The sequence below is a fragment of the Sphingomonas sp. GW821-FHT03E12 genome, from assembly GCF_059420685.1.
Genome location: NZ_JBWKUF010000001.1, coordinates 769,366 through 794,742, shown reverse-complemented (window position 1 = coordinate 794,742; position 25,377 = coordinate 769,366). Strand labels below are relative to the sequence as shown.

At 66.8% G+C, this 25,377-nt stretch carries 24 protein-coding genes; 13 read left to right on the top strand and 11 right to left on the bottom strand.

The window, feature by feature from the left end:
• Window positions 1–61: 61 nt before the first annotated feature.
• The 5 genes from AC07TU_RS03865 to AC07TU_RS03845 are packed head-to-tail and all read right to left on the bottom strand — an operon-like array spanning window position 62 to window position 2,822.
• The gene (locus tag AC07TU_RS03865) at window positions 62–601 is read right to left on the bottom strand and encodes a cytochrome c oxidase assembly protein (protein WP_495186584.1); all 540 of its coding nucleotides are present in this window, start codon (window positions 599–601) and stop codon (window positions 62–64) included.
• Window positions 598–744 carry a cytochrome c oxidase system small membrane protein gene (locus AC07TU_RS03860; protein ID WP_164513670.1) on the bottom strand — a complete coding sequence of 49 codons (147 nt, stop codon included), beginning with the start codon at window positions 742–744 and terminating at the stop codon, window positions 598–600. Before AC07TU_RS03860 ends, AC07TU_RS03865 begins: the two co-directional genes overlap by 4 nt.
• Window positions 741–1,643: a heme o synthase gene (locus AC07TU_RS03855; protein ID WP_495186583.1), complete on the bottom strand. Its 903-nt coding sequence runs from the start codon at window positions 1,641–1,643 to the stop codon at window positions 741–743. The genes AC07TU_RS03860 and AC07TU_RS03855 overlap by 4 nt, the downstream gene beginning before the upstream one ends.
• Before the next feature lie 10 nt (window positions 1,644–1,653).
• Window positions 1,654–2,337, bottom strand: coding sequence for a YoaK family protein (locus tag AC07TU_RS03850; protein WP_495186582.1), 684 nt, complete (start codon window positions 2,335–2,337; stop codon window positions 1,654–1,656).
• Window positions 2,338–2,393: 56 nt separating this feature from the next.
• Window positions 2,394–2,822 carry a GFA family protein gene (locus AC07TU_RS03845; RefSeq protein WP_495186581.1) on the bottom strand — a complete coding sequence of 143 codons (429 nt, stop codon included), beginning with the start codon at window positions 2,820–2,822 and terminating at the stop codon, window positions 2,394–2,396.
• Window positions 2,823–2,917: 95 nt separating this feature from the next.
• Between AC07TU_RS03845 and AC07TU_RS03840 the strand changes: the two genes are divergently transcribed.
• Window positions 2,918–3,250, top strand: a complete 333-nt coding sequence (locus tag AC07TU_RS03840; RefSeq protein WP_495186580.1) for a winged helix-turn-helix transcriptional regulator — start codon at window positions 2,918–2,920, stop codon at window positions 3,248–3,250.
• 60 nt (window positions 3,251–3,310) lie between these two features.
• On the opposite strand, the gene ctaD is transcribed toward AC07TU_RS03840, so the two are convergent.
• Together ctaD and coxB are read right to left on the bottom strand one after the other, a co-directional pair.
• Entirely contained in the window at window positions 3,311–4,987 is a 1,677-nt protein-coding gene (gene ctaD, locus AC07TU_RS03835) for a cytochrome c oxidase subunit I (RefSeq protein WP_495186579.1), read from the bottom strand.
• 3 nt (window positions 4,988–4,990) lie between these two features.
• Entirely contained in the window at window positions 4,991–6,133 is a 1,143-nt protein-coding gene (gene coxB, locus AC07TU_RS03830) for a cytochrome c oxidase subunit II (RefSeq protein ID WP_495186887.1), read from the bottom strand.
• 207 nt (window positions 6,134–6,340) lie between these two features.
• Here coxB and pyrE point away from each other — a divergent pair, with 207 nt between their 5' ends.
• The 8 genes from pyrE to AC07TU_RS03790 are packed head-to-tail and all read left to right on the top strand — an operon-like array spanning window position 6,341 to window position 13,851.
• Window positions 6,341–6,925 (top strand): orotate phosphoribosyltransferase, encoded by a 585-nt coding sequence (gene pyrE / locus AC07TU_RS03825; protein ID WP_495186578.1) that lies wholly within the window; start codon window positions 6,341–6,343, stop codon window positions 6,923–6,925.
• A 25-nt stretch (window positions 6,926–6,950) separates the two neighbouring features.
• Window positions 6,951–8,021: a serine hydrolase domain-containing protein gene (locus AC07TU_RS03820; protein WP_495186577.1), complete on the top strand. Its 1,071-nt coding sequence runs from the start codon at window positions 6,951–6,953 to the stop codon at window positions 8,019–8,021.
• Window positions 8,018–8,740 carry a pyridoxine 5'-phosphate synthase gene (locus AC07TU_RS03815; protein WP_495186576.1) on the top strand — a complete coding sequence of 241 codons (723 nt, stop codon included), beginning with the start codon at window positions 8,018–8,020 and terminating at the stop codon, window positions 8,738–8,740. Before AC07TU_RS03820 ends, AC07TU_RS03815 begins: the two co-directional genes overlap by 4 nt.
• A 10-nt stretch (window positions 8,741–8,750) precedes the next feature.
• Window positions 8,751–9,155 carry a holo-ACP synthase gene (acpS, locus tag AC07TU_RS03810; RefSeq protein WP_495186886.1) on the top strand — a complete coding sequence of 135 codons (405 nt, stop codon included), beginning with the start codon at window positions 8,751–8,753 and terminating at the stop codon, window positions 9,153–9,155.
• A 3-nt stretch (window positions 9,156–9,158) separates the two neighbouring features.
• Entirely contained in the window at window positions 9,159–10,040 is an 882-nt protein-coding gene (gene lepB, locus AC07TU_RS03805; RefSeq protein WP_495186575.1) for a signal peptidase I, read from the top strand.
• 6 nt (window positions 10,041–10,046) lie between these two features.
• Window positions 10,047–11,183: an AI-2E family transporter gene (locus AC07TU_RS03800; protein WP_495186574.1), complete on the top strand. Its 1,137-nt coding sequence runs from the start codon at window positions 10,047–10,049 to the stop codon at window positions 11,181–11,183.
• A complete protein-coding gene (gene maiA, locus AC07TU_RS03795) occupies window positions 11,180–11,821 on the top strand; it encodes a maleylacetoacetate isomerase (RefSeq protein WP_495186573.1) in 642 nt (213 codons plus the stop codon). The genes AC07TU_RS03800 and maiA overlap by 4 nt, the downstream gene beginning before the upstream one ends.
• The gene (locus tag AC07TU_RS03790; protein WP_495186572.1) at window positions 11,818–13,851 is read left to right on the top strand and encodes a TonB-dependent receptor; all 2,034 of its coding nucleotides are present in this window, start codon (window positions 11,818–11,820) and stop codon (window positions 13,849–13,851) included. Before maiA ends, AC07TU_RS03790 begins: the two co-directional genes overlap by 4 nt.
• A 39-nt stretch (window positions 13,852–13,890) precedes the next feature.
• Here AC07TU_RS03790 and AC07TU_RS03785 read toward each other — a convergent pair whose 3' ends face one another.
• Window positions 13,891–14,988, bottom strand: coding sequence for a glycosyltransferase (locus AC07TU_RS03785; RefSeq protein WP_495186571.1), 1,098 nt, complete (start codon window positions 14,986–14,988; stop codon window positions 13,891–13,893).
• A 222-nt stretch (window positions 14,989–15,210) separates the two neighbouring features.
• Between AC07TU_RS03785 and AC07TU_RS03780 the strand changes: the two genes are divergently transcribed.
• From AC07TU_RS03780 to AC07TU_RS03770, 3 genes are read left to right on the top strand one after another with little or no spacing between them, the layout of a single operon-like run.
• Complete coding sequence (locus AC07TU_RS03780) at window positions 15,211–16,149, top strand: hypothetical protein (RefSeq protein WP_495186570.1); 939 nt, start codon at window positions 15,211–15,213, stop codon at window positions 16,147–16,149.
• A complete protein-coding gene (locus AC07TU_RS03775) occupies window positions 16,146–16,670 on the top strand; it encodes a DUF2141 domain-containing protein (RefSeq protein WP_495186569.1) in 525 nt (174 codons plus the stop codon). The genes AC07TU_RS03780 and AC07TU_RS03775 overlap by 4 nt, the downstream gene beginning before the upstream one ends.
• Window positions 16,671–16,685: 15 nt before the next feature.
• Complete coding sequence (locus AC07TU_RS03770; RefSeq protein WP_495186568.1) at window positions 16,686–17,879, top strand: glycosyltransferase; 1,194 nt, start codon at window positions 16,686–16,688, stop codon at window positions 17,877–17,879.
• Here the strand turns inward: AC07TU_RS03770 and AC07TU_RS03765 are convergent.
• Both AC07TU_RS03765 and AC07TU_RS03760 read right to left on the bottom strand, forming a co-directional pair.
• A complete protein-coding gene (locus tag AC07TU_RS03765; RefSeq protein WP_495186567.1) occupies window positions 17,822–19,273 on the bottom strand; it encodes an ArnT family glycosyltransferase in 1,452 nt (483 codons plus the stop codon). The genes AC07TU_RS03770 and AC07TU_RS03765 overlap by 58 nt on opposite strands.
• Complete coding sequence (locus tag AC07TU_RS03760; protein ID WP_495186566.1) at window positions 19,270–20,925, bottom strand: DUF8614 domain-containing protein; 1,656 nt, start codon at window positions 20,923–20,925, stop codon at window positions 19,270–19,272. Before AC07TU_RS03760 ends, AC07TU_RS03765 begins: the two co-directional genes overlap by 4 nt.
• A 108-nt stretch (window positions 20,926–21,033) precedes the next feature.
• Between AC07TU_RS03760 and AC07TU_RS03755 the strand changes: the two genes are divergently transcribed.
• Window positions 21,034–22,650, top strand: a complete 1,617-nt coding sequence (locus AC07TU_RS03755) for an alkaline phosphatase D family protein (protein ID WP_495186565.1) — start codon at window positions 21,034–21,036, stop codon at window positions 22,648–22,650.
• Window positions 22,651–22,772: 122 nt separating this feature from the next.
• Here the strand turns inward: AC07TU_RS03755 and pepN are convergent, their stop codons facing one another.
• Window positions 22,773–25,367: an aminopeptidase N gene (gene pepN / locus AC07TU_RS03750; RefSeq protein WP_495186564.1), complete on the bottom strand. Its 2,595-nt coding sequence runs from the start codon at window positions 25,365–25,367 to the stop codon at window positions 22,773–22,775.
• Window positions 25,368–25,377 lie beyond the last annotated feature (10 nt).

Here is a 25,377-nt window from a genome sequence, read left to right as displayed (position 1 = left end):
GGCGTGTTTCCAGCCTCCCCTAAGGGGTGAGCTGGGCGGGTGCAATGGTGGTTGAGCGCCCTCAGCCCTTCGGCTTGGACTTGTCGGTCGGATAGAAGGTGTAGGAGAGGGTGATCTTCTCGATATCCTTGGTGTCCGGATCGGTCAGGATCTTGGGATCCACGAAGTAGATCACCGGCATCCGCACCGTCTCGCCGGGCTTCAGCGTCTGCTCGGTGAAGCAGAAGCACTGGATCTTGCTGAAGTATTTGCCTGCGGCCTCGGGCGTCACATTGTAGGTCGCGGTGCCGGTCACCGGCACAGTGCCGGTATTGGTCGCGGTGTAGAAGGCCATGTCGCGCGCGCCGATCGCGATCGTGTCCGACGCCATTTCGGGCTTGAACTTCCAGGTCAGCGCGGGGCTGACATTGCTGTCGAACGCGACGGTGATCTTGGCATCCACCGCACCCGGCGCGGCCTCCGCGCGCATCGTCGTGCCGCCGAAGCCCGTGACCTGACAGAACAGCCGGTAGAGCGGCACGCTGGCAAAGGCGACGCCGGTCATGGTGCAGACGCCCAGCACCGCGAGCAGGGCGGTCCGCAGCTTGCGGTCGATCCTCATGTCGCTCTCAACGGGATGCCCTGACTGATCTTCACGATGCTGATCGCGAAGACCAGCACCACGAAGGCGAGCAGCAGCAGCGCCATCACACGGGCGCGCGACTTCTGCCGCGCGCGGACGATTTCTTCTTCTTCGGGAGTCATGCCAGCCACCGGTCTGCCGCGACTGCCGCGAACAGGATGAACAGATAGGAGATCGAATAGGCGAAGAGCCGCTTTTCGGGCTTCATCGCATCGCCCTCACCCGCCATGCGCGTCGCGACCTGAAGCGCAAAGAGCGCGAACAGCGCGGTCGTCGCCACTGCAGTCACGCCGTAGAGCGCGCCGGTCAGGCCGAGCGGCCAGGGTGCGATCGCAGCGACCGCCATCGGGATGGTGTAGAGGCCGATCTGCACGCGCGTCGCCTTCTCGCCCGCGACCACCGGAAGCATCGGCACCCCGGCATTGGCGTAGTCGGTCTTCACGAACAGCGCGAGCGCCCAGAAATGCGGCGGGGTCCACAGGAAGACGAGGCCGAACAGCAGCACCGGAAGCAAGGCGACATCGCCGGTCGCCGCCGCCCAGCCGATCAGCGGCGGGAAGGCGCCCGCCGCGCCGCCGATGACGATGTTCTGCGGCGTGCGGCGCTTGAGCCAGACGGTGTAGACGAGGACGTAGAACAGGATCGACAGCAGCAGGATGCCCGCCGCGACATAGTTGACCGCAAGCCCCATCAGGATGACCGAGAGCGCCGCGACACCGACGCCGAAATGCAGCGCCGACTGGCGGTCCATGCGGCCCGCGGGGAGCGGGCGGCTCTGGGTCCGCTTCATCTTCGAATCGAGGTCCGCTTCATACCATTGGTTGAGCGCCCCCGCCGCGCCAGCACCAAGCGCGATGCAGAGAATCGCGGTGAAGCCGATCACCGGATGGATCGGGGCCGGGGCCGCGAGCATGCCGCAGAGACCCGTGAACACGACCAGAGTCATCACCCGCGGCTTGGTCAGCGCGAGGAAGTCGCGCCAGTCGGCGGGCAGGATCAGGGCATGGTTGGCGACAGACATTTGCGGCGGCCTATAAGCCGGGTTGACGCTGGGGGGAAGGGTGCTGACCTGCCCCCGTTTGCGGAGCAGACTCGGCGGCGCCTTCCCCCACGAACGGAAGGAGCAGCAGTGCATATGCGGCCGCCGGCCACAGGGCATGAAGGCCGATGCCGGCATGAGCGAGGCCGCCGACGATTCCGCCGGCGATCAGGCCGCTCCAGAGCAGCGCATAGGGCAGCCATCCGAATCGCGAGCCACCGGTCATCGCCTGCGCGATCCGCTGGCCCATCTTGACCAGCGCACCGGTCATGTAGGTGAGGCCGATCGTGTCACCGCCCTCGGCGAACACGCCATTCTCCGCGCCCATCGCCGCGGCAGCAAGTGCGAGCGTGACCGGAGCGGGAACGAAACCGATACTGCCCGCCGCCGCCGCAAGCAGGCCGCAGACCAGCAGCATCACCCGTCGCCTGCGCCCCGGGCGCCGCCCCGTAGCCAGCGTCGCGGCGATGACACCGGCCACGAATGCCGCGATCAGCAGCGTGACGATCCCGATGATCTCACCACCCGCGACAGAAACCCCGAGACGTGTCGAGTTCCCGCTCATGAACGACACGAAATACCCGCCCGAAGCAATGAACGCGATCGCATCGACATAGCCCGCCAGAAAGGAGAGGGCGATGGCAACGCGCTGGCGCTGGCGATCGAGGCGGGTCATGCGCCCGCTCTAGCCCGTCAACGACTCGGACGCGAGAGATGCGGAGTCCCGGCCGCTCACGCCGCCGGCGCGAATGCCTCCAGATCGAGCCATTGCGGCGCGCGATGCAGATTGTGGATCGCTGCGGGCGCCGGGAAATCGCGTTCGATGAAACAGCCCATCGACACCGAGATCGCCCCGGGCAGCGCTTCGGCGCTCATGTAGAGCAGGGTGCCGCAGCCAGGACAGAAATGCTGGTCGATCCAGCGGCCCACATCACTGATGCGCCGCCAGCTGCGTACTTCGCCCACAATCTCCCGCACCGCTTCGTCGGCGAAGATCACGCGATAGGCGAAGGCGGTGCCGGTTGCGCGTTGGCACTCGATACAGGCGCAGCCATAGACGCGGCGCGGCTCCCCCGAAAGACGCAGCGACAGGGCGCCGCAGCTGCAACGCGCGATGCGGCCGGACTCGGTCAGATTCGTTTCGGGGCTGGCAATCGGCATTCTCGGTTCCCAAGTTGCTGGAATATTGGATGCGGCGGATACCGTTCCGCTCCCGTCCCCGAAATTACGCACTTTGAAGTAAGGACCTTCCGGAGATGAAACGCCTACCGCCCGACGATTGCGGTTTTGCCACCGCGTTCAACGTGGTCGGCGGCAAATGGAAGATGGCGATCCTGTGGGAGATCCATGACCAGCCGCGCCGCTTCGGCGAGCTGCGCCGCCTGCTGCCGGGTATCAGCGAGAAGGTATTGACCGAGCAGCTGCGTCAGATGGAGGCGGACGGTCTGATTGCCCGCACCGTCTATGCGGAAGCCGTACAGCGCGTCGAATATTCCGCCACCGATATCGGCCTGTCGCTCAACGAGGCGATCGGCACGATGGCGTCCTGGGGCAAGGCGCACAGCGCGCGCGTGGCGGCAGCCGCCTGACCCAACGAAAACGCCCCGGAGTTTCCCCCGGGGCGCTTCGTTTCAGCCGTCGCTGAAAACTCAGTGGTGCTTGTCGTCGTCGATGACAGGCAACGTTTCGAACTGGTGGAACGGCGGCGGGCTGGACAGGGTCCATTCCAGCGTCGTCGCGCCCTCGCCCCACGGATTTCCTTCCGCCTTCTTGCCCGCGAACAGCGACCAGAACAGGTTGATGAAGAAGATCACCATGCCGACGAGCATGATGGCGTAACCCCAGCTCGCGATCCAGTTATAGTGGGCGAAGGCGTCCGGATAATCCGGATAGCGGCGCGGCATGCCCTGCAGGCCCAGGAAGTGCATCGGGAAGAACAGCACGTTCACGCCGATGAAGAACACCCAGAAGTGCAGCTGGCCGAGGAACTCGCTGTACATCCGGCCCGACATCTTCGGGAACCAGTAGTAGAAGCCGGCGAACAGGCCGAACACCGCGCCCAGCGAGAGCACATAGTGGAAGTGCGCGACGACATAATAGGTGTCGTGCATGTAATCGTCGACGCCGCCGTTCGCGAGCACCACGCCGGTGACGCCGCCCACGGTGAACATGAAGATGAAGCCGATCGCCCAGACCATCGGGGTCTTGAAGCTCATCGAGCCACCCCACATCGTCGCGATCCACGAGAAGATCTTCACACCCGTCGGCACCGCGATGATCATGGTCGCGGCGGTGAAGTACATCTTCACGTTCACGCTCATGCCGGTGGTGAACATGTGGTGCGCCCACACGACGAACCCGACCACGCCGATCGCGACCATGGCATAGGCCATGCCGAGATAGCCGAACACCGGCTTGCGGCTGAAGGTCGCAACGATCTGGCTGACGATGCCGAAGCCCGGCAGGATCATGATGTACACTTCGGGGTGGCCGAAGAACCAGAACAGATGCTGATAGAGCACCGGATCGCCACCGCCGGCGGGATCGTAGAAGGTGGTGCCGAAGTTACGATCGGTCAGCAGCATGGTGATCGCGGCGGCCAGAACCGGCAGCGCGAGCAGCAGCAGGAAGGCGGTGATCAGCACCGACCACACGAACAGCGGCATCTTGTGCAGGGTCATGCCCGGCGCGCGCATGTTGAAGATGGTGGTGATGAAGTTGATCGCGCCGAGGATCGACGACGCACCGGCAAGGTGGAGCGAGAGGATCGCCATATCCACCGACGGTCCGGGCTCGCCATAGGTCGAGAGCGGCGCATAGACGGTCCAGCCAGTACCCGCGCCGCCGCCGACAAAGGGCGAGGCCAGCAGCAGGATGAAGGCCGGGCAGAGCAGCCAGAACGACAGGTTGTTCATGCGCGGGAACGCCATGTCCGGCGCACCGATCATGATCGGAACGAACCAGTTGCCGAAGCCACCGATCATCGCGGGCATGACCATGAAGAACACCATGATCAGGCCGTGCGCGGTGATCAGCACGTTCCAGAAGTGGAGCGATTCGTCGAAGGTCTGCGGACCCTGATGGACGATGCTGGCCCAGCCCTGAAGATACTGGATGCCGGGCTCGGCGAGTTCGAGGCGCATCAGGCCCGAGATGCCGCCGCCGATGATCCCCGCGAGAATCGCGAAGATCAGATACAGCGTGCCGATATCCTTGTGGTTGGTCGACAGGAACCAGCGCGCAAAGAAACCGGGCTTGTGATCCGCGTCATGGTGGTGGTCGTCATGCGCCGTGAAGGCGTGGGCGTCGCGGGCTACGTCGGTCATGGCTTACTGGTCCGCTTGATTGGTGGTGGCGGCCGCTTCGGCCGCATTGTCGGCAGGCGCTTCCGCCGTGTTGCCGGCGGCCGCGGCTGCCGGGGCAGCGGGTGCCGCAGCGGCGGGCTTGGCCGCTTCGGGCATCTTGCCGCCCTTGGCCGCGATCCACTGCGCGAACACGGCAGGCTCGACCGCCTCGACCACGATCGGCATGTACGCATGGCGCGCGCCGCACAGTTCGGAGCACTGGCCGAAATAGACGCCGGGCTTGTCGACGATGAAGCTGGTCTCGTTGAGACGGCCGGGGACCGCATCGATCTTGATCCAGAAAGCCGGGATCGCCCAGCTGTGGATCACGTCGTTGGCGGTGGCGATCAGGCGGATCGGGGTGCCGACCGGCACGACGATGCGGTTGTCGACCGCGAGCAGGCGCGGACCATCGACATCGGTGCGGAAGCGTGCGCCCTTGGCCAGCGCCGGATCGCCCTTTTCCTTGAGCATGTTGGCGGTGATCGAGATGCCGCCATGGTCGGGATATTCGTAGCTCCAGTACCACTGGTTGCCGATCGCCTTGATCGTCACGGCGTTATCGGGCGCCGGCTTGAACTGCTTGGCGAGCAGCGAGATCGACGGCCAGGCGATGACCGCGAGGATCAGCACCGGAACGACGGTCCAGATGATCTCGATCAGCGTGTTGTGGCTGGTCTTGGAGGGATTGGGGTTCGCCTTGCGGCGGTAGCGCAGCATCGTCCAGCCGAGCAGGACCAGCACGAAGACCGAGATGATCGTGATGATCGGCAGCAGGATCCAGTTATGGAAATGCGCCGCGCTCTCGCCGAGCTTGGTCACCTGCGGCTGGATGCCGATACGCTTGTCGACCGGCTGGCCGATGCCCGGGGTCGGGCCGTTCTTGTGCGTACCGTCCGGATTGAGTGTCGGGTCCGCAGGCGTCGCGGCGGCGGGCGCGGCAGCCTCAGTGGTGGCTGCAGCCGGTGCCGGTGCCGGCGATTCGACCGCGACCGGCGCGGGCGCCTTGGGCGCTTCGGCGGCAGGCGCAACCGGCGCCGCGGCCGGAGCCGTCTGGGCCTGGGCAATGCCGCCGGCGAGCGCGAGGCCGGCGGCCAGGACGATCGCCTTCAATCCATGCATGCGCATCTTGTCGTTCAACCCCATGTTTCCTTCACCCCCCTTTTTAGGGGCACGCCGGGTCTCCGGTCGTGCGGGCGCAACTCGCCCGTTGGCGCAGGCCTATAGCAGCAAGATCGCGGTCCTCAAGCTTGTCACGCCTCTTTTTAGCCGTGGTTGCGGCGCAGGCGAGCCGCGCCTAGATGCGGACGGCGCGAAAATTAGGTGGGAAGACGAATGACCGACGAAGAGGTTCTGGACGAATTTCGCGCTGCAGAAGCGCTGCTCGAAGGACATTTCATCCTGTCCTCAGGCCTGCGCAGCTCGCGCTATCTGCAATGCGCGCGCGTGCTGATGAGCCCGGCGCGCGCCGGGCGGCTGGCGCAGGCGGTGGCGGCGAAGATCCCCGCTGAGCTGCGCCGCGAAATCAGCGCGGTCGTCTCCCCCGCGATGGGCGGGGTGATCGCCGGACAAGAGGTAGCGCGCGCGCTCAATGTCGACGCGATGTTCGTCGAGCGCCCGACCGGCACCTTCGAGCTGCGCCGCGGCTTTCGCCTCGAGCCGGGCCAGAAGGTGCTGATGATGGAGGACGTCGTCACCACCGGCCTGTCGTCGCGCGAAGCAATGAAGGCGATCGCCGAAGCCGGCGGCGAGGTCATCGCCGCAGCCTCCCTGGTCGATCGCTCCAACGGCACCGCCGATCTCGGCGTCCCTTTCTTCCCGCTGATCCGGCTCGACGTGCCGAGCTACGAAGCCGATTCGCTGCCGCCCGAGCTCGCGGCGATCCCCGCGATCAAGCCCGGGAGCCGCGCACTGGCATGAACGGGGCCCTGCCCCCGGGGCCAGCGTGATCCGCGCTGCCTGCCTCGCGCTGACGCTGCTTGCCGCCGCGCCGGCCGCCGCAGGCACGCCGGAGCAGGCGATCACAGCGATTCGCGTCCACGCCGAAACAGCGAAGTTTCAGGGCACGATCCTGATAGGCGAGAAGGACGGCAGCTCCCGCATCCTGACCGCCGGTCCTGATCCGGTGACGCCGGATGCGGTCTGGCGCTGGGCGTCGATCACCAAGCAGATCGCCGCGGTGATCACGATGCAGGAAGTGGCGAAGGGCAGACTCGACCTCGACTCGCCGGTCGCCCGCTACTGGCCCGAATGGAACGCGCCCAACGCCGCCACGATCCGCATCCGCGACCTGTTGCTGCACAATAGCGGCCTGCCCCAGCCCGACGAGAGCGGCGCCGACGCGGACGGGGTTCCGGGCTTCTATCGTTCCGCCGCGGTCGCACCCGCACAGGCCGCCGCGGGCTATTGCGCCGGCCCCGCCCGCGCCGCTGCGCCGGCCAAGTACGAATACAACAACTGCGATACGATCGTGCTGGCGCAGCTGCTGGCGCGCATCACCGGCAAGCCGTTCGAGACGCTGGTCCGCGACCGGATCGCCAGGCCGCTCGGCATGAAGAGCTTCGGCTTCTTCACACTCGCCAGGCCGCATCCGCAGGTCGCACCCAATGGCGAATTCGCCAACCTCGATCCGCTGCTCAATTTGGGCGTCTATGGCGCGTCGGGCGGCGCCTATGGCACGATCGGCGATCTGTGGCGGTTCGACCGCGCGCTACTGTCCGGCAAGCTCCTCCCCGCCGTCCAGCGCGACCAGATGTGGCAGAGCAGCCGCAGCAACGGCTTCTACGGTTTCCAGCAATGGATCTTCCCCGCGAAGCTGGCCGGCTGCGCGGGCGAGATGCAGGTGGTCGAGCGCCAGGGCCTGATCGGCGGGATCGAGCTGCGGAACTATCTCCTCCCCGCCACCGGGCAGGCCGTGATCCTGTTCGGCCGCCATCGCCCGGCCAACTATGGCGATCCCTGGGAAGGCAAGGGCTTTGCCTATGATGTTTTGTCAGCAATAGCGTGCCGGTCATGAAACTTCGTCTTGGCGTCAATATCGATCATGTCGCGACCGTGCGGAACGCGCGCGGCAGCGGCTATCCCGATCCGGTCCGCGCGGCGCTGCTCGCTGCCCAGGCCGGCGCGGACGGCATCACCGCGCATCTGCGCGAGGACCGGCGGCACATCACCGACGAGGATATCGCCCGGCTCTCCGCCGAGCTGCCGGTGCCGCTCAATCTGGAGATGGCAGCGACCGACGAGATGCTGGGGATCGCGCTGCGCCACAAGCCGCACGCAGCCTGCATCGTGCCGGAGAAGCGCGAGGAGCGCACGACCGAGGGCGGGCTGGATGCGCGCGGGCAGCACAATTTGCTCGCACCGATGGTGACCGAATTGCGCAACGCCAATATCCGCGTCTCGCTGTTCATCGAGCCCGATCCCGCGCAGATCGAGGCCGCGCTGCGGCTCGGCGCGCCGGTGGTCGAGCTCCACACCGGCCGCTATTGCGAGCTGGAGGGCGAGGCGCAGACCGCCGAGCTGCGCCGCATCGCCGACGCTGCCGCGCTGGCCGCCAAGAACGGGATCGAGGTCCATGCCGGGCATGGCCTGACCTTCGACAATGTCGTGCCGATCGCCGCGATCCCCCAACTCGCCGAGCTCAACATCGGCCATTTCCTGATCGGCGAAGCGATCTTCGACGGGTTGGCTCCGGTGGTGAAGCGGATGCGCGCGCTGATGGATGAAGCTAGATGAGGTGGGCACCTTGATCATCGGTATCGGCTCCGACCTCTGCAATATCGAGCGGATACAGTCGACGCTCGACCGGTTCGGGATGCGGTTCGAGAATCGCGTCTTTACCGATGTCGAGCTGCGCAAGGCGGCGAAGCGCCCGCTCAACTATGCCGCGACGCTGGCCAAGCGCTTCGCGGCGAAAGAGGCCTTCTCCAAGGCGGTCGGCACCGGGTTCAAGGCCGGCGTGTTCATGCGCGACATCGGCGTGGTCAACGCGCCGAGCGGCGCGCCGACGCTGGCCCTGACCGGCGGCGCGAAGGCCCGGCTTGACGCCATGACGCCTGCCGGTCACGTCGCGAAGGTGCATCTGACGCTGACCGACGATCATCCCTGGGCGCAGGCACTGGTGGTGATCGAAGCGCTGCCGGAGGCGTAGGGAATGGCCGAGGAGTTGGCGTTGACGGCGAAGGCGGATCTGAAGACGGACAAGAGCCGCACCGACTGGTGGGGCGAGATCAAGGGCATCTTCTGGCTGGTGGTCGCGGTGCTCGGCTTTCACAGCCTGGTCGCCAAGCCCTTCTACATCCCGTCCGAATCGATGATGCCGTCACTGCTGATCGGCGACCGGCTGGTGGTGACCAAATATCCCTATGGCTATTCCTACGTCACCCCGACCTTCCACGTCCTGCCCTTCATCAAGGGGCGACTGTTCGGAAGCGTGCCCAGGCGCGGCGACATCGTGATCGTGACGCCGACCGACGCGCGCACCGACTATATCAAGCGGGTGATCGGCCTGCCCGGCGAGCTGATCGAGATGCATGGCGGCATCGTCTATATCAACGGGCGCCAGGTGACGCGTACCCCGATGGGCGACCGGCTGATCCCGATCGACGCCAACACCCGCTGTGGCCTCGACACCCAGCCCGACGAGCGCAATCTGTATGAAGGCCGCGTGGTGACCGATGCTTCGGGCAAGCAATTCTGCAAGGTGCCGATCCTGCGCGAGACCTTGCCCGAAGGCGCGAGCTACGACACGATCGACCTTGCGATGACCGGCAGCGACAATTTCGGCCCGATCCGGATTCCCGCCGGCCATGTCTTCCTGATGGGCGACAATCGCGACAACAGCGCCGACAGCCGCATGACGCTCGCTCAGAATGGTCTTGGCGGCGCGGTGCCAATCGAGAATATCGGCGGGCGCGCCGAGTTCATCACCTTCAGCCTCGATGGCAGCGCGAGCTGGAACCCGCTGAGCTGGGCGGGTTCGTTCCGCTCGGGCCGCGCAGGCAGCTCGCTCCATCCCGAACGCCCCGCGGAGTAACCGGCCATGAGCAAGGACAGCGTCTCGATCATCCGCGAGCCCGGCCCCAACGAGATGCGCGATCCAGTGATGCGCGCCGAGCTGCGCAAGGCATCGGTGTGGTTCGGCCTTGCCATCGCGACCGCGCTGGTGGTGCTGCTGATCCAGCCGCTGCTGCTGATCTTCGCCGGCCTCGTCGTCGCGTCGATGCTCGACGGCGGCGCGCGGCTGATCCGGAAGGTGCTGCCGATCCCGCGCGGCTTCGCATTGCTGATCGTCGTGCTGCTGGTGATCTCTTTCGTCGGCGGGGTCGTCTACCTCATCGGGGTCGAGATCGCAGCGCAGGCCGAACAGCTGCGCCAGACCCTTGAAGCGCAGGCCGTCCGGATCAGCGGCTGGCTGACCGAGCTCGGCATCATGCCCGGTGCCGCCGACCTCAAGGACTTCGCGCAACAGGCGCTGGGCAGCGTCGGGCGTGTCACCTCCTTCATCGGCGGTGCGGTGGGCGCGATCGCCAGCTTCTTCCTCGTCCTCATCATCGGGCTGTTCGTGGCAATGGAGCCGCGCATCTATGAGCGCGGGCTGCAATGGATGGTGCCGATGGCGTCGCGCGACCAGTTCGCGATCACCCTTGCGCGGATGGCGCGGACGATGCGCGTACTGCTCGCCGGACGCCTCGCCGGCATGGTGTTCGAAGGCATCCTGACCTGGATCCTGCTGTCGATCGCCGGGGTTCCGATGGCCCTGCTGCTCGGCATCATCACCGGCATGCTCGCCTTCATCCCCAATATCGGCGCGTTCATTTCGGGCGTGCTGATGGTCGCGGTCGGCTTCAGCGCCGGACCCGAGCAGGGCGTCTGGGCGATCGTGATCTATTTCGTCGTCCAGAATTTCGACGGCTATGTGCTGCTGCCACTCATCGCCAAGCATACGGTGGACATGCCGCCGGCGCTCACCGTCTCGTCGCAGATTCTGGCGAGCACCTTGTTCGGCTTCCTCGGCCTCGCGCTCGCCGATCCGATCGTCGCGATGATCAAGGTCGCGCTCGAGCGCAAGTCGGAGCAGGCGGTCGCCGCCGGGATCGGCGCCGAGCCCGAGCCGGACCCCGCCCCGCCACCCCCGCGGCCGCGCGCGCGCCGCGCCGTTCCGCGGAAATCCGCATGATCCTCTACGACTATTTCCGTTCGTCCGCCGCCTATCGCGTGCGCATCGCCCTCAACCTCAAGGGCGTCTCGGTCGAGCATCGCGAGGTGCATCTGGTCAAGGGCGAGCAGCGTTCGCCTGAGCATGTCGCGCGCAACCCGCAGGGCTTCGTCCCCGCACTCGATATCGGCGCCAAAGAAGGTGTTGGGGGCCGGATCCTGACCCAGAGCCTGGCGATCATCGAATGGCTCGACGCGACCTATCCCGAACCGCGTCTGATCCCCGCCGACCCGCTCGCCCGCGCCGATGCGATGGCACGCGCGCTGGTGATCGCAGCGGACATCCACCCGGTGAACAATCTGCGCATTCTCAAGCGCCTCGAAACCCAGTTCGGCGCGGACGAAGCGGCCAGGGCGGAATGGTACCGCCACTGGATCGCCGAAGGCTTCGCCGCGCTGGAAGCCATGGCCGGCGATGGCCCCTTCCTTGGCGGCGCGGCACCGGACGTGAGCGATGTGCTGCTGGTCCCGCAACTGTACAATGCGCGGCGGTTCGATCTCCCGATCGACGCCTATCCGAAGCTGGTTGCCGCGGATTCCGCGGCGTCCGCGCTCGAACCCTTTGCCGCGGCGCATCCGGACCGGGCCAAACCCGAATGAGGGCCGTCTGGGTCCTCCTGATCCTTCCTGTCCCCGCCGTTGCCCAGGAGATCGTGGTGACCGGGCGCGGGCTCGACGCGCCGCCGGGCGAGGCAGCCTATGCGGTGGCCGAGATCGACCGCGAACGGCTGAGCGAATCGGCAAGCGGACGGCTCGAGGATGTGTTGCGCGATGCCGCGGGCGCCGCGCAGTTCCGCCGCGCCGATTCGCGATCGGCGCATCCGACGGCGCAAGGCATCACCCTGCGCGGCCTGGGCGGCAACGCATCAAGCCGTGCGTTGCTGCTGCTCGACGGTGTGCCCCAGGCCGATCCGTTCGGCGGCTGGGTACCCTTCCCTGCCTATCTGCCCGACCGGCTGGCATCGGTCCGCATCACCCGCGGCGGCGGCAGCGGCTATCATGGCGCAGGTGCGCTTGCCGGAACGATCGAGCTGACCAGTGCCGAAGCGGCAACGCTCGGGCCACTGGCGCTCACCGGCTTCTACGGCAGTCGCGAATCGGTCGATCTGGTCGCGACCGGTGGCGCAAATCTCGGCGCCGGATCGCTCACGATGGCCGGGCAGTTCGCGCGCGGCGACGGGTTCGTGCCCATTGCCGCAGAGGATCGCGGTCCCGCCGACCGCGCCGCGCCCTATCGCCAGGCCAGCCTCGCGCTGCGTTCGGTCTTCCCGGTCGGCGAGACCGTCGAGCTGCAGGCGAACCTGTCGGGCCTCAGCGATGAGCGCGACCGCGGCACCGATTTCACGCCGATGACCAGTCAGGGCGGGGACGCCAGCGTACGGCTGGTCGGGCGCGGAAGCTGGCGCTGGTCGACGCTCGTCTATCTCCAGCATCGCGATTTCTCCAGCGGCTTCGCCAGCATCGGCGGCGGGCGCGCGAGCGCCTCTCCGACGCTCGACCAGCATGTTCCCGCCACCGGTGCGGGGGCACGGCTGGAGATCGAACCGCCGGTCGGCGGCGGCGCCACGCTGCGCCTCGGCGGAGATCTGCGCCACACATCGGGGCGGACGCAGGAACTCTATACCTATGTCGCGGGCAAGCCGACGCGGCGGCGCAGCGCGGGCGGCGAAACGCTGACCGGCGGACTGTTCGCGGACCTGAGCCTTGAGCGCGGGGCGCTGACACTAAGCGCGGGCGGGCGCGTCGATCGCTGGACGATTTCGAACGGATCGCTGTTCGAGGCACCGCTGGCGGGCGGCGCGGCGCTCACCGACACGCGCTTCGCCGATCGCAGCGGCTGGGAGGCGAGCGGCCGTGCGGGTGCTGCCGTGAAGCTCGCGCCCGCGGTCTCCATCCGCAGCGCCGCCTATACCGGCTGGCGGCTGCCGACGCTCAACGAGCTGTACCGTCCCTTCCGCGCGGGCACCGATGCCACCGCCGCCAACCCGCTGCTCGATCCCGAACGGCTGGCAGGAGCCGAAGCGGGTATCGACCTGAACCCCATGCCGACGCTGACGCTGAGCGCGACCGGCTACTGGAACCGGATCCGCAACGCGATCGGCAACGTCACGCTGGGCACCGGGCCGGGCAATTTCCCCGGCGTCGGCTTCGTCGCGGCGGGCGGCGCATATCGCCAACGGCTCAATCTCGACGCGATCACTGCCAAGGGCATCGAGGCCGACCTGCGCTGGCGCTCGGGGCCGTGGCGCGCCGGCGCATCCTGGGCCTTCACCGACGCGCGCGTCGAGGCCTCAGGTCCGGCGGCGGCGCTCGACGGCATGCGGCCCGCCCAGGTCGCACTGCATCAGGGATCGGCCAATTTCGGCTGGGCGCGCGGGCGCACACTGGTGTCGGTCACCGGCCGCTATACGGACAAGCAGTTCGAGGACGATCAGAACGCGCGGGAGCTGGCCGGCGCCTTTACCATCGACGCGCGGATCGCGATGCCGCTGACTGCGGGCCTCGCCATCGAGGCACGCGGCGAGAATCTCACCGACGCCCGGGTCGAAACCGCGATCACCGGCGGCGGCATCATCGAACGCGCGACACCGCGTACGCTCTGGATCGGGTTCAGCTACCGGCCCAGCTAGCGCGGTTCAGTCACGACTGAACTGGGCCGGTACCGCAATTCAGCGAAGCTGAATCCTGGCGCCAACCAGATCATCGAACAGGTCGAGATACATCTGCACCGGGTCCGGCCCCGTCTCGGGCCGCGGTTCCGGACGCTGACGCCCGGGCATCAGCCAATGGTTGAGTGCGCCGACCAGCCGGGCGCGATCCCCCGGCGGGACGATGGTACCTCGCGCAGGCGAATCGATCAGTTCGTGGATCGCGACGCTCGAATCGGTCGCAATGGCGGGCGTGCCGGCGGCAATCGCCTCACGGATCACGCCGGGCACGCCTTCGAACTCGCTGGTCAGTACCACCGCCGCGGCGCGTTCGATCGCGGGCAGCGGATCGGGCGCATGGCCGGGCATCAGCACGCGATCCTCCAGCCCGGACCGTTCGACCAGCCGCTCGAGCGTAGCGCGCTCCTCGCCTTCACCCAGGATCACCAGCTTGACGTCCGGATCGTGAAGGCGCGGCATCGCCGCAATCAGCCGTTCCCAGCGTTTCTGCGGCGCCAGCCGGCCGACGCCGAGCAGGAATCGCCCCTCCGGTAACGCTGGCGGCCGCGCGCCGGGAATGGGCCGGGCGGGCGGGTTGGGGATGACATGGACATGCGAAGGGGACAGCCCCATCGCACCCACCGCCTCACCGGCCATCGCCGGGGTCATCGCCACCACTGCGTCGAGGAAGCGCGGGTGCATGCGCAGCCAGGTGCGATATCCCGCCCCCGCACCGCGCGGCAGGTCGGGGCGCACCAGCGCGTTGGACACCTTGCCCGCGATCGGCGGACAGGCCTTGCCCAGCCGTGCATGCAGCCAGAAGGCAGCGCCGGTGTAATGATTGCCGGGGCAGAAGACGATGTCGGGCCGGAGCTCACGAACGATGGCGTGGAGCCCGAACAGCGCGCGATAGGCGGTGCTGCCCAGTTCGCGCACCTCGACCCCTGGCGGAATCTCGTGCGCCAGCGCACCGCCGGTATCCCCGATCACCAGCGTCACCCGCCGCCCGGCGCGCGCCCAGCCATCGGCCATCCGCAGCAGCGCGCGCTCGACTCCGCCGCCCTTGAGCGTCTGGGCAAAGCTCAGAATATGCGCTGCGGTGGGGGTCTGATCGGGCACGGCGATCCGGAGTGGGGTTGAAGGCTGCCCAGCTAAAGCCCAAATCATTCCCGGAAGAAACCGTATTTTGCTGGCAGGGGCAGGCTGCGCGCGGCCCCTGACGGGGAAGCGTTGTAATCTGAGGTTCAGCCTGGATGCAGCTAAAGACGCGCCAAGAACGTTACGCTTCCGGAGAAGGGCACCAGTTTGGCCTATGTTGAACCACCGGGAGCGCAAGCTTCAATGAACACGTCTGTCGCAAATCCCGCCCCGATCGCCGCGGCGCCTCTCACGGCGCCCGATCTTGCGGGATTGGAGCCGATCCAGAAGATCAGGCGCCGCTGGCCCGCATTGCTGGGCGCAGCGCTGTCGCTGCTGATGATCGCCGGGCTCGCGCACGAGCTGTTCGACAAGGGGTTGACCGGTCTCTCTCAGATGGCGCCGAGCAGCTGGGTCTTCTACCTGTTCTTCGCGCTCTTCTACCTCGGCCCGCCGACCTTCGACTATGTCATCTTCCGCAAGCTGTGGAAGATTCCCGCGTCGGGCATGGTCGCGCTGCACCGCAAACGCATCGCGAACGAAGTCGTGCTCGGCTATTCGGGCGAAGCCTATTTCTACGCCTGGGCGCGCCAGCGCACGCAGATGGTGGCGGCACCGTTCGGCGCGGTGAAGGACGTTTCGATCCTCTCGGCGATCGCGGGCAATGCGATCACGCTGGTGATGCTCGCGCTCGCGCTGCCGCTCGCCACCGAATTGCTGTCTCCGGCACAGTTCAACACCGCCCTTGCCTCGATCGCGATCATGGTCGGCATGTCGGTGCCCTTCCTGATCTTCTCCAAACGCGTCTTCTCGCTGCGGGGGAACACGCTGTGGTGGATCTTCGGCATCCATTCGCTGCGTCTGCTGGTGGGCTCGATCCTGATCGCCTGCGCCTGGCATTTCGCGATGCCCGACGTGTCGCTCGGCATGTGGCTGATCCTTGCCGCGGCGCGCATGCTGGTGTCGCGCCTGCCGTTCGTGCCCAATAAGGATCTTCTTTTCGCCAATTTCGCGATCATACTGATCGGTCAGGGCCAGGCCCTGTCGGAGCTGCTTGCCTTCACGGCGGCGCTCACCCTGCTGGTCCATGTCGTGCTGTTCGCCGGCTTCGGACTGCTCGGGCTGATCAGGAAGGATATATGACCATTCGTTTCGCCGTTCCCCTTCTCTTCGCCGCCGCCACCCTCAGCTCTCCGGCTGCCGCTCAGCTTCTGGAGGGCACGGCGGCCATGTGCAACGGCTCGACGCCGTCGGTCCGCGTGAACGTCACCGGGCTCAAGGATCGCAGCGGACGGCTCAAGCTGGAACTCTATCCTGCGAACGAGGACGATTTCCTCAAGGACGACACCAAGCTCAAGAATGAGGGCAAGTTCTTTGCCCGGCTGTGGACGCCGACGCCCCAGACGGGCGCAGTCAGCCTGTGCATCCGCGCACCGCGCCCGGGCCGCTACGCGCTGCTGTTCACGCATGACCGCGACGGCAAGAACAAGTTCAACTTCTGGAAGGACGGCGCGGGATTCGCCAGCAACCGCAAGCTCGGCCGCAGCCGGCCGCAGCTCAGCGAGGCGGCCATCAGCGTCGGGTCGGGCGTGACAACCATCGCAATCCATGCCCAGTATCTGCGCGGGCTGTCGGGCTTCGCGCCCTATGATCCGAACGACTAGAGCCTGAGGCACGCGATGCGGATCGTCGACGTCAATGAATATTACTCGCCGACCGGCGGCGGCGTGCGCACCTATCTCGACCGCAAGATGCGCATCCTGGCCGAGCTCGGCCATGAGCTGATCGTCATCGCGCCCTATGACGAGGACCGGATCGAGGATCGCCCGGATGGCGGGCGCATCTATTGGGTCAAGGCGCCGCCGCTGATCGTCGACCGCAACTACTGGCTGTTCAAGGACATGGCGCCGGTCGTCCACCTGCTCGACCAGCTGAAGCCCGATGTGGTCGAGAACAGCTCGCCCTGGCGTCCGGCCTGGGGCGTCGGCAGCTGGCAGGGCGATGCGCTCAAGGTCTTCTTCGCGCACAACGACAATATCGGCGCCTATCCGCAACGCTGGCTCGCGCCCTTCGCCGGCCCCGACCGCATCGAGCAGATGTTCGGCTGGTACACGCGCTACATGAACAAGTTTCTCGAGGGCTATGACGCCTTCGTGACCAACGGCCCGGCGCTGGCCAAGCGGTACCGCCGCCGCGGCATCCATGTCGATGCGGCAATGCCGCTGGGGATCGACCGCAATCACTTCTCGCCCGCGCTGCGCGATGAGGAACTGCGCGCATCGATGCTCGCGCAGCTCGATCTTCCGCCCGAGGGGCATCTGCTGATCGGACTCGGCCGCCATCATCGCGAGAAGCGCTGGCCGGTGGTGATCGATGCGGTCGAACGCGCAGGCGCCAACATGCCCGTCGGCCTCATGCTGCTGGGCGACGGGATGCAGCGCGCGCAGCTCGAGCGACAGATTGCGGGCAACACGCATATCCGCCTGTTCCGCCCGGTCTATGACCGCGAACGCTTCAGCCGCATCCTCGCCAGCGCAGACGCGCTGATCCATGGATCGGACCAGGAACCGTTCGGGCTGGTCGCATCGGAGGCGCTGGCATCGGGCCTGCCGCTGATCGTGCCCAATGACGGCGGCTGCGCCGAAGTGGCCGACCCGCTGTTCGCCGAGACCTATCAGGGCGGCGATTCCAAATCAGCCGCGGCAGCGATCCGGCGGCTGTTCGCGCGCGATCAGCCGATCCTGCGCGCCGCGGCGCGGCATGCCGCGGGGCAGGTGCTGTCGGATCGCGACCATGCGATCGCGCTGGTCGATCTCTATTCGGAACTGATCGCCGAGCGCGCCGGGGGCATGGCACGGCGCCAGAGAGTATAGCGCTCATTACCCAGCGGCATCACGCTGATCTCACGATAGCCGTCGCGCTTCACGCCTGACAGCATGCGTTCGCGAATCTCCGGCCGCTCGCCGCGATAGGGTTTGCGCATTACCACCCATTCGGGATGCTGCCCGAGGATGCGGTCGATCTCGGCATCCTGATCGACCCCGATCGCCCCGCGCTCGCGCGTGCGGCTCAAATGGCTGGGAAAGATCCAGCGGGTGACCGCGCACCGCCCGGTCATCGGATAGAGCATCGTCGAACCCGAATAGACATGCAGGCACCCCGGCCCGGTGCCGATGGTCCGGGCGATCGCCGCAATCTCGCCCGGGGTGCCGCGCGTCGAGCGCTTGGCGAGCAGCAATATCTGCCCCCCGGCAAAAGCCAGCAACAATACCCAGAAGGCGAAGCGGCGATGCACGCCAAGGAAGGCCGCGGCACAGATTGCGAGCGGCGGGATCAGCGGCAGCGCGTAATGTTCGAAATAGGAGCCGAAGACGAGCAGGCCACCAACGGCAGCAAGCGCCCAGGCGAACAGGAACGCGGCGGCGTCCGACCCGCCGCGCTGCCGCCAGCCCAGCGCTGCGGCCGCCAGCAACGGCGAGAGGATCAGCGTGATCGCGGCAAGGTTACCGATCTGCTCAAGCGCCGGGTCGGGATTGCGGTCGAGGATCGAGAGGAAGTTGGCATAGAGCCAAGCCTCACTTTGGCCCATCGAGGCATAGACGGCCCAGGCAGCCAGCGTCGGCAGCAGCGCGACGCCCGCCAGCGGGACTGCGGAAAGCGCCAGACGCACCAGCCCGCGACCCGCCCGCCATTCGCGCCACAGCAGCCACAGTCCGAAGAACAGCCCCTCGAACACCGCAGCGTATTTGACCTGCAGTGCGAGGCCAACGAGCGCCATCGCCGCGAACCCGCCCGCGAAACGCTTCCCCGCCGATGCTTCCCGCTCGCCGCGCACGATCAGCGTGGCGGCCGCGATCATCAGCAGATTGTAGAAGACCGGCGCCTGCCCGCCCTGCCCGTCGATCAGGTTGGGCCAGAGAATAACCGCAATCCCCGCCGCGAGTGCTCCCCGGTGCCATCCCGCCCGGTCCGCCAGCCGCGCCGCGAGCACCGCCGTCGCGACGAGGCACGCCAGCGCCAGTGCCTGATAGGCCAAGATCCCCGCCGGATAGCCAAGCGCCGCCGCGGGCGCGTAGATCAGGAACAGCCCGATCGGCTTGCGGTCCCACACATCGACGAACGGTACCGCGCCGTCGAGCATCGCCCGGGCAGCGACGAAGTAGAATTCCTCGTCGACATGCAGGATCGGATTGCCGAACGTGACCGCGCGCGCCGCCAGAGCGACGGCGAGCAGGATCAGCCAGCGCGGCCCGTTGGAAATGCTCACACCTTGTTCGGGTAGACGGGCACGATATCGACCGGGATCGCCTTCATCGACGCGATCACGGAACGGGCATTGTCGTCGAGCACCGCCCATTTGGCCATGAATGCCTTGACCCCGTCATAGTCGCCATTGCCCTGCAGCACGATCATGTCGCGCAGCAGATCGCGCAGCCCCAGTTCGAACCGGGCGTCGTCGATGCGGTAGCGGCCAGCCTTGGCGTCCCAGACGAACGCGCCCTTGGCCTTCAGATAGCCATATTGCATCGCTGCGCCCTTGCCGTGCGCTTCCTCGATCCCGAAGCGCATCGCGCGGAAGGTGCCGGCAAGATAGGTGGCGAAGAGCTGAGACTTCTCCGCCGCGGGCAGCTCGCCCTTCTGCATCATGAACAGGATGTTCCACGCGCCCATCACATCGGCCTTGGCTTCCTCCAGCCCCGATGCCTGATCCTTGAGCGCCTCGCTCACCGTCGTGCGCTTGCCGTCCACCACGATCGTGCCCGGCCCAAGGCTGTGCGACAGCTCGTGGAACAGCGTCTCGAGCTGCATATACTTCTTGGCGACCAGGCTCGCCTGATCGGGCACCAGCACCAAAGGTGCCATCGGGCTCAGGATCCGCTCATATTTCGCGCCGAGCACGTTGGAGAGGATCACCTTCTTCGCGCCCTTGGCCTCGCGCACGCGCTCGTCATTGGGCAGGTTGAAGGCGATCGTCTGCACGCCCGGGACGTTGTCGCCGCCGCCGCGGATCTGCTCCGCCACGGCGATCGGGCTTTCGAAGCCGCGCTGGAAATTCTTGTACTTGGCGGCGACCGGCAGGTTCGCCTCCATGTCGCGCAGATAGCGTTTGTACTTGGCAAGTGCAGCGGACTCGGCCGGATCCTTGAGCGTCACGAAGCTTTCGAACGCGGTCTTCTGGCCGTGGAGCCGGTCGGTATAGACCTCATACGGCCCGATCGCGACCTCGATCGGCGTGCCCTCCAGGTCCATCCACGCCAGCTCCGACTGGAAATAATCGTCGGTCAGGAAGGCCTTGGCACGCAGCGTCAGGAACTTCTTGAGGCTGGCGTTGGTGGTGATCGCCGCGGCCTGCTCCAGCAGCTTCGCCGCCTGGGTCAGTTCGGTCTTGTAGGCGACCGAATAGGGGACCGCCTTCAGCTTCACCCCGTCGCGGACGACGACGGTATAGGGGCTGGTGAGCGCCGTCTTCTCGCCCGGGTTCTTGGCGAGATAGGCGTCGAACTCCTCGCGCGTGAGGTCGGCGGGATAGAAGCCCGCGCCCTCGGGCATCTTCGCGCCGCCGCCGAACGGGTGAAGGTCCGCAACCTCGTCCCACGGTCCGAAATTGCGGTCGTACATCTCGAGCTTGAGCGCATCGCCCTGCTTCTCGATCCCGGCGCGCGTTGCCTGCCAGTTCGAATCGCGCTGGGTGCGATAGATGGTCGACATGATGTCCGACGCCTGGATCAGCAGATTGACCACCTGCCGCTCCTCATCGGTCAGGAAGCTCGTGTCGGCCTTCATGTCGATCACCGCGAGCTTCGCCTTCTGTGCGGCGAGGTCATAGCTGTCGGCGGCGGCGGCCGTCTCATTCCCCGCGGGCGCCTGATTGCAGGCGGCGGTGGCGAGAAGCAGCGCGGCGAGGGCGGATTTGCGCATCGGTAACTCCGGAAACCAGTCGGTTGCGGCAAGCTCTAGACCTGTCAGGATCGACTGTCACGAACCAGCCACATGCACGGGCCAAGGACGCCGCGAGGGAGACCTGCCATGACCATCCGTATCGACCGCCGCGCCTTTGTCCTCACCGGCACGCTTGGCCTTGGCGCCTATGCCATCCCCGGCTTCGCGCAGGTGCCCATGGCGGATGGCTTCACCCACAATGTCGCGAGCGGCGAGCCGGGGCCGACCTCGATGCTGCTCTGGACCCGTTATGTCGGCAAGGGCGACTCGGCGAAACTCAAGGTCGAGGTCTCCGACAGCGCGGACTTCGCCCGGATCGTGGCGGGCGGCGAAGCGATCACCGGGCCGTGGCGCGACTGGACGACCAAGATCGTCGTCACCGGCCTCAAGCCGGCGACCCGCTATCATTATCGCTTCGTCGCGCCCGATGGCAGCTTCTCCCCGGCGGGGCGGACGCGGACGCTGCCGCAGGGCGACACGGCGCGCTTCGGCATCGCCATCTTCTCCTGCTCGAACCTCGGCTTCGGTTTCTTCAACGCCTATGCACATGCCGCGGTGCGCGAGGATATCGACCTCGCCGTGCATCTCGGCGACTATATCTACGAATATCCGCAGGGGAATTATCCGGCGCTCGATCAGGTGGTGGCGAACCGGCTGCAGCTCCCCGCGGCCGAGATCATTCACCTCGCCGATTATCGCCTGCGCTATGCCAGCTATCGCAGCGACCCCGATCTCCAGGCGCTCCATGCCGCCAAGCCGATGCTGGTCCAGATGGACGACCACGAATCGGCGAACGACAGCTGGGAGGGCGGCGCGCAGAATCACTCGCCCGACAAGGAAGGCGACTGGAATCTGCGCCGCGCCGCCGCGATGCAGGCCTGGCGCGAGTGGATGCCGGTCTCCGACGAGCCGTGGAAGACCTATGAGATCGGCACGCTCGCCACGTTGTTCCGGACCGAGACCCGGCTGCTCGGACGCACCAGACCCTATAGCGCCGCGCAGTTCTTCGAGGCGGCCGATCCGGTCGCAGCGCTGAAGGCGTTCCGCGACGGCGCCTGGCAGGACCCGGCGATGACGATGATGGGCTGGGAGCAGGAGGCGTGGATCGCCGCCGAGCTCGCCCGATCGGTCAAGGCGGGAACGCGCTGGCAGGTGGCGGGCTTCGGCACGATCATGGGCAGGCAGGTCGCGCCGAAACAGGCGATGGAATGGCTCAAGCCCGACGCATCGGAGGCCGCGAAACGCTATGTGAAGGGCGGCCTGGCACTGGCGTCGGTGGGGCTGCCGTCCAACCTCGACAATTGGGGCGGCTATCCGGCGGCGCGTGCGCGGTTCCTCAAGGCCGCACAGGCAGCGAACGCCAACCTCGTCGTGATCGCCGGGGACAGCCACAATGCCTGGGCCTATGACCTTGCGCAGGACGGCAGACCCGCAGGCGTCGAGTTTGCGGGACAGGCGGTGACGTCACCGGGCTATGAAAGCTCGACCGCGACCGACCCCAAGGTGATCGCCCGTGCGCTGGTCGAGGCGAACCCCGAGCTCAAATGGTGCGACACGTCGCGCCGCGGCTATATGGCGCTGACGCTGACCCCCGATCAGCTGCGCAACGACTGGCTGTTCGCCGACACGATCAAGGAGCGCACGCCGGCGGCGAGCATCGGCCACAGCGCCACGGTGCGCCGCGGTCGCAACGTGATAGCCTGACGGGTATCGGGATACCCGAAAGTCCCAAGAGTCACACTGCTACGCGCGCGAGGACGGATCGACGATAAGAAAGAGCGAGCCGAGGCTCGCAAGCCGGATCCAACATTGCAAGCGAGAGCGCCTCAGCCCTCGAGGCTCTTGCTCACTTGCTCGGTCATGTCCTTCGACAGGCCCGGCGTGGCAAGGATGCGTTCCAGCTCGGCCCGCATCTTCGCCGCGCGCACCTCGTCGAATCGCTTCCAGCGGCCGAGCGGCGGGACCAGCTTCGCCGCGGTCTGCGGGTTGAGCTTGTCGAGCGCGATCAGCTGATCGGCGACGAAGCGATAGCCGCGCCCTTCGCCGGAATGGAAGGCACGCTGGTTGATCGCGAACGCGCCGACCAGCGCGCGGGCGCGGTTGGGGTTGGCCAGCGTGAAGTCGCGATGCTTCGCCAGCTCCTCGACCGCCTCCGCCGTGTCGGCGCGCGTCGCCAGCGCCTGGGTCTGGAACCATTTGTCGAGCACCAGCGCATTGTCCGAATAGCGATGGTAGAAGATGTCGAGCGCCGCTTCGCGCTTGCCGGCATTGGCGTGCGCCTCGCTGTTGACCAGCGTCATCAGCGCGCCCTGCCGGTCGGTCATGTTGTCCGCGCCCTCGAACTGGCCGAAGGCGAGGTCCGCGCCGTCGGCCGCGCCGCTCGCGTTGATATAGCCGAGCGACACCGTGCGCAGCCGCCGCGCACCCTTGCCCGCGGGGCTGTACTCGAAGCGATTGGCCTTCACCGCATCATGCGCATCGCGCCATTGCTGTTCGAGCGCCTTGCCGAGATCGCGGCGCAGCGCCTCGCGCTTCTGGAAGATGAGTTCCGGATCGACGACGGCCAGCTGGTCGCCGATGAAACTGTCCGAGGGGAGCAGCACCGCTTCGGCGATGAACGCCCGGTCGAGCGCAGGATCGGCGAGGGTGTTGCCGACCGCCTCGATCACCGGCGCATGATCGGCACGGCCCTGGGTCACCGCCGCGACCAGCGTGTCGAGCATCAGCTGCTGCATCGCCTCGTACCGCGCAAAGGGATCGTCGTCATGCGCCGAGAGGAAGGCGAGATCGGCGGCGCTGCGGTTGGTATCGACGATCACCGGCGCCGAAAAGCCGCGGTTGATCGACAGCACCGGGCGCTCGGTCACTCCGTCGAACGCGATTTCGGCTTCCCCGTCCGACAGGAGGACAAGCTGCTCGGGCGCCACGGGCTTGGCGGTCTCGCCGCCGAACAGCCGCAGCTTGAGCGGAAGCACCATCGGCGCCTTGTCGGGCTGGCCGGGGGTCGGCGGCACGGCCTGCCGGATCGTCACGCGCGCGCGGCCATCTTCGTGCTCCAGCGTCGCGCTGACACGCGGCGTGCCGGCCTGCGAGTACCAGAGGCGGAACTGGGCAAGGTCGATCCCGCTCGCTTCCTCCATGCACCCGACGAAATCCTCGCAGGTCGCGGCGGTGCCGTCGAAGCGCTGGAAATAGAGGTCGGTTCCCGCACGGAACTTCTGCGGGCCCAGGATCGTGGCCATCATGCGAATGACCTCGGCGCCCTTGTTGTAGATGGTCGCGGTGTAGAAGTTGCTGATCTCGAGATATTCGTCGGGGCGCACCGGGTGCGCGAGCGGCCCCGAATCCTCGGGGAACTGTGCCGCGCGCAGGCCGCGGACATCCTCGATCCGCTTGACCGCAGCCGAGCCCTGGTCGGCCGAAAAGCTCTGGTCGCGGAAGACGGTGAAGCCTTCCTTGAGCGAGAGCTGGAACCAGTCGCGGCAGGTGACCCGGTTGCCCGACCAGTTGTGGAAATATTCGTGCGCGACCACCGCGGCGACCGCGTCATAGTCGTAATCGGTGGCGGTATCGGGATCGGCGAGGATGTAGCGGCTGTTGAAGATGTTCAGCCCCTTATTCTCCATCGCGCCGAAGTTGAAATCATCGACCGCGACGATGTTGAACACGTCGAGGTCATATTCGCGGCCATAGACCTTCTCGTCCCACGCCATGCTGAGCTTGAGGGCATGGAGCGCATGATCCGTCTTGGGCAGATCCTTCTCGCGCACCCAGATGCCGAGCTGCACCTCGCGCCCCGACAGGGTGGTGAAGGTCCCCCGATTGGCGGCCAGGTCGCCCGCGACCATCGCGAAGAGGTAGCAGGGCTTGGGGAAGGGATCGCGCCATTCGGCCCAGTGCTTGCCGTCGGGCGCTTCGCCCTGCGCGACCGGATCGCCATTGGCGAGCAGCACCGGAAAGCGCGCCGAGTCGGCGGTCATCTTCACCCGGTATCGGCTCAGCACGTCGGGCCGGTCGGGGAAGAAGGTGATGCGGCGAAACCCCTCGGCCTCGCACTGGGTGCAGAGATTCCCGCCCGAGGCATAGAGGCCCATCAGCTGGGTGTTGCGCTCGGGCGCGATCTCGACCTGAGTCTCGACGACATGCGCGTCGCCGGGCAGTGCGATCACCAGCGCCGGCCCGTCCATCTCATAGGCGGCATCCGCGCCATCGACCTTGACGACAAGCGGTGTCAGCCCGTCGCCATCGAGCCGCAGAACCCGATCGTGCCCGCCGTTCCGTTCGACGGTCAACACCGCCGTCACGCGCGTCGCCGCCGGATCGAGATCGAAGTCGAGCGCGATCTCAGGCACCAGCCAGTCCGGAACGCGATAGTCTTCGCGGCGGGTAATGTGCGGCGTGGCGGCGAGAGCGTCGATCATGGGACAAGCC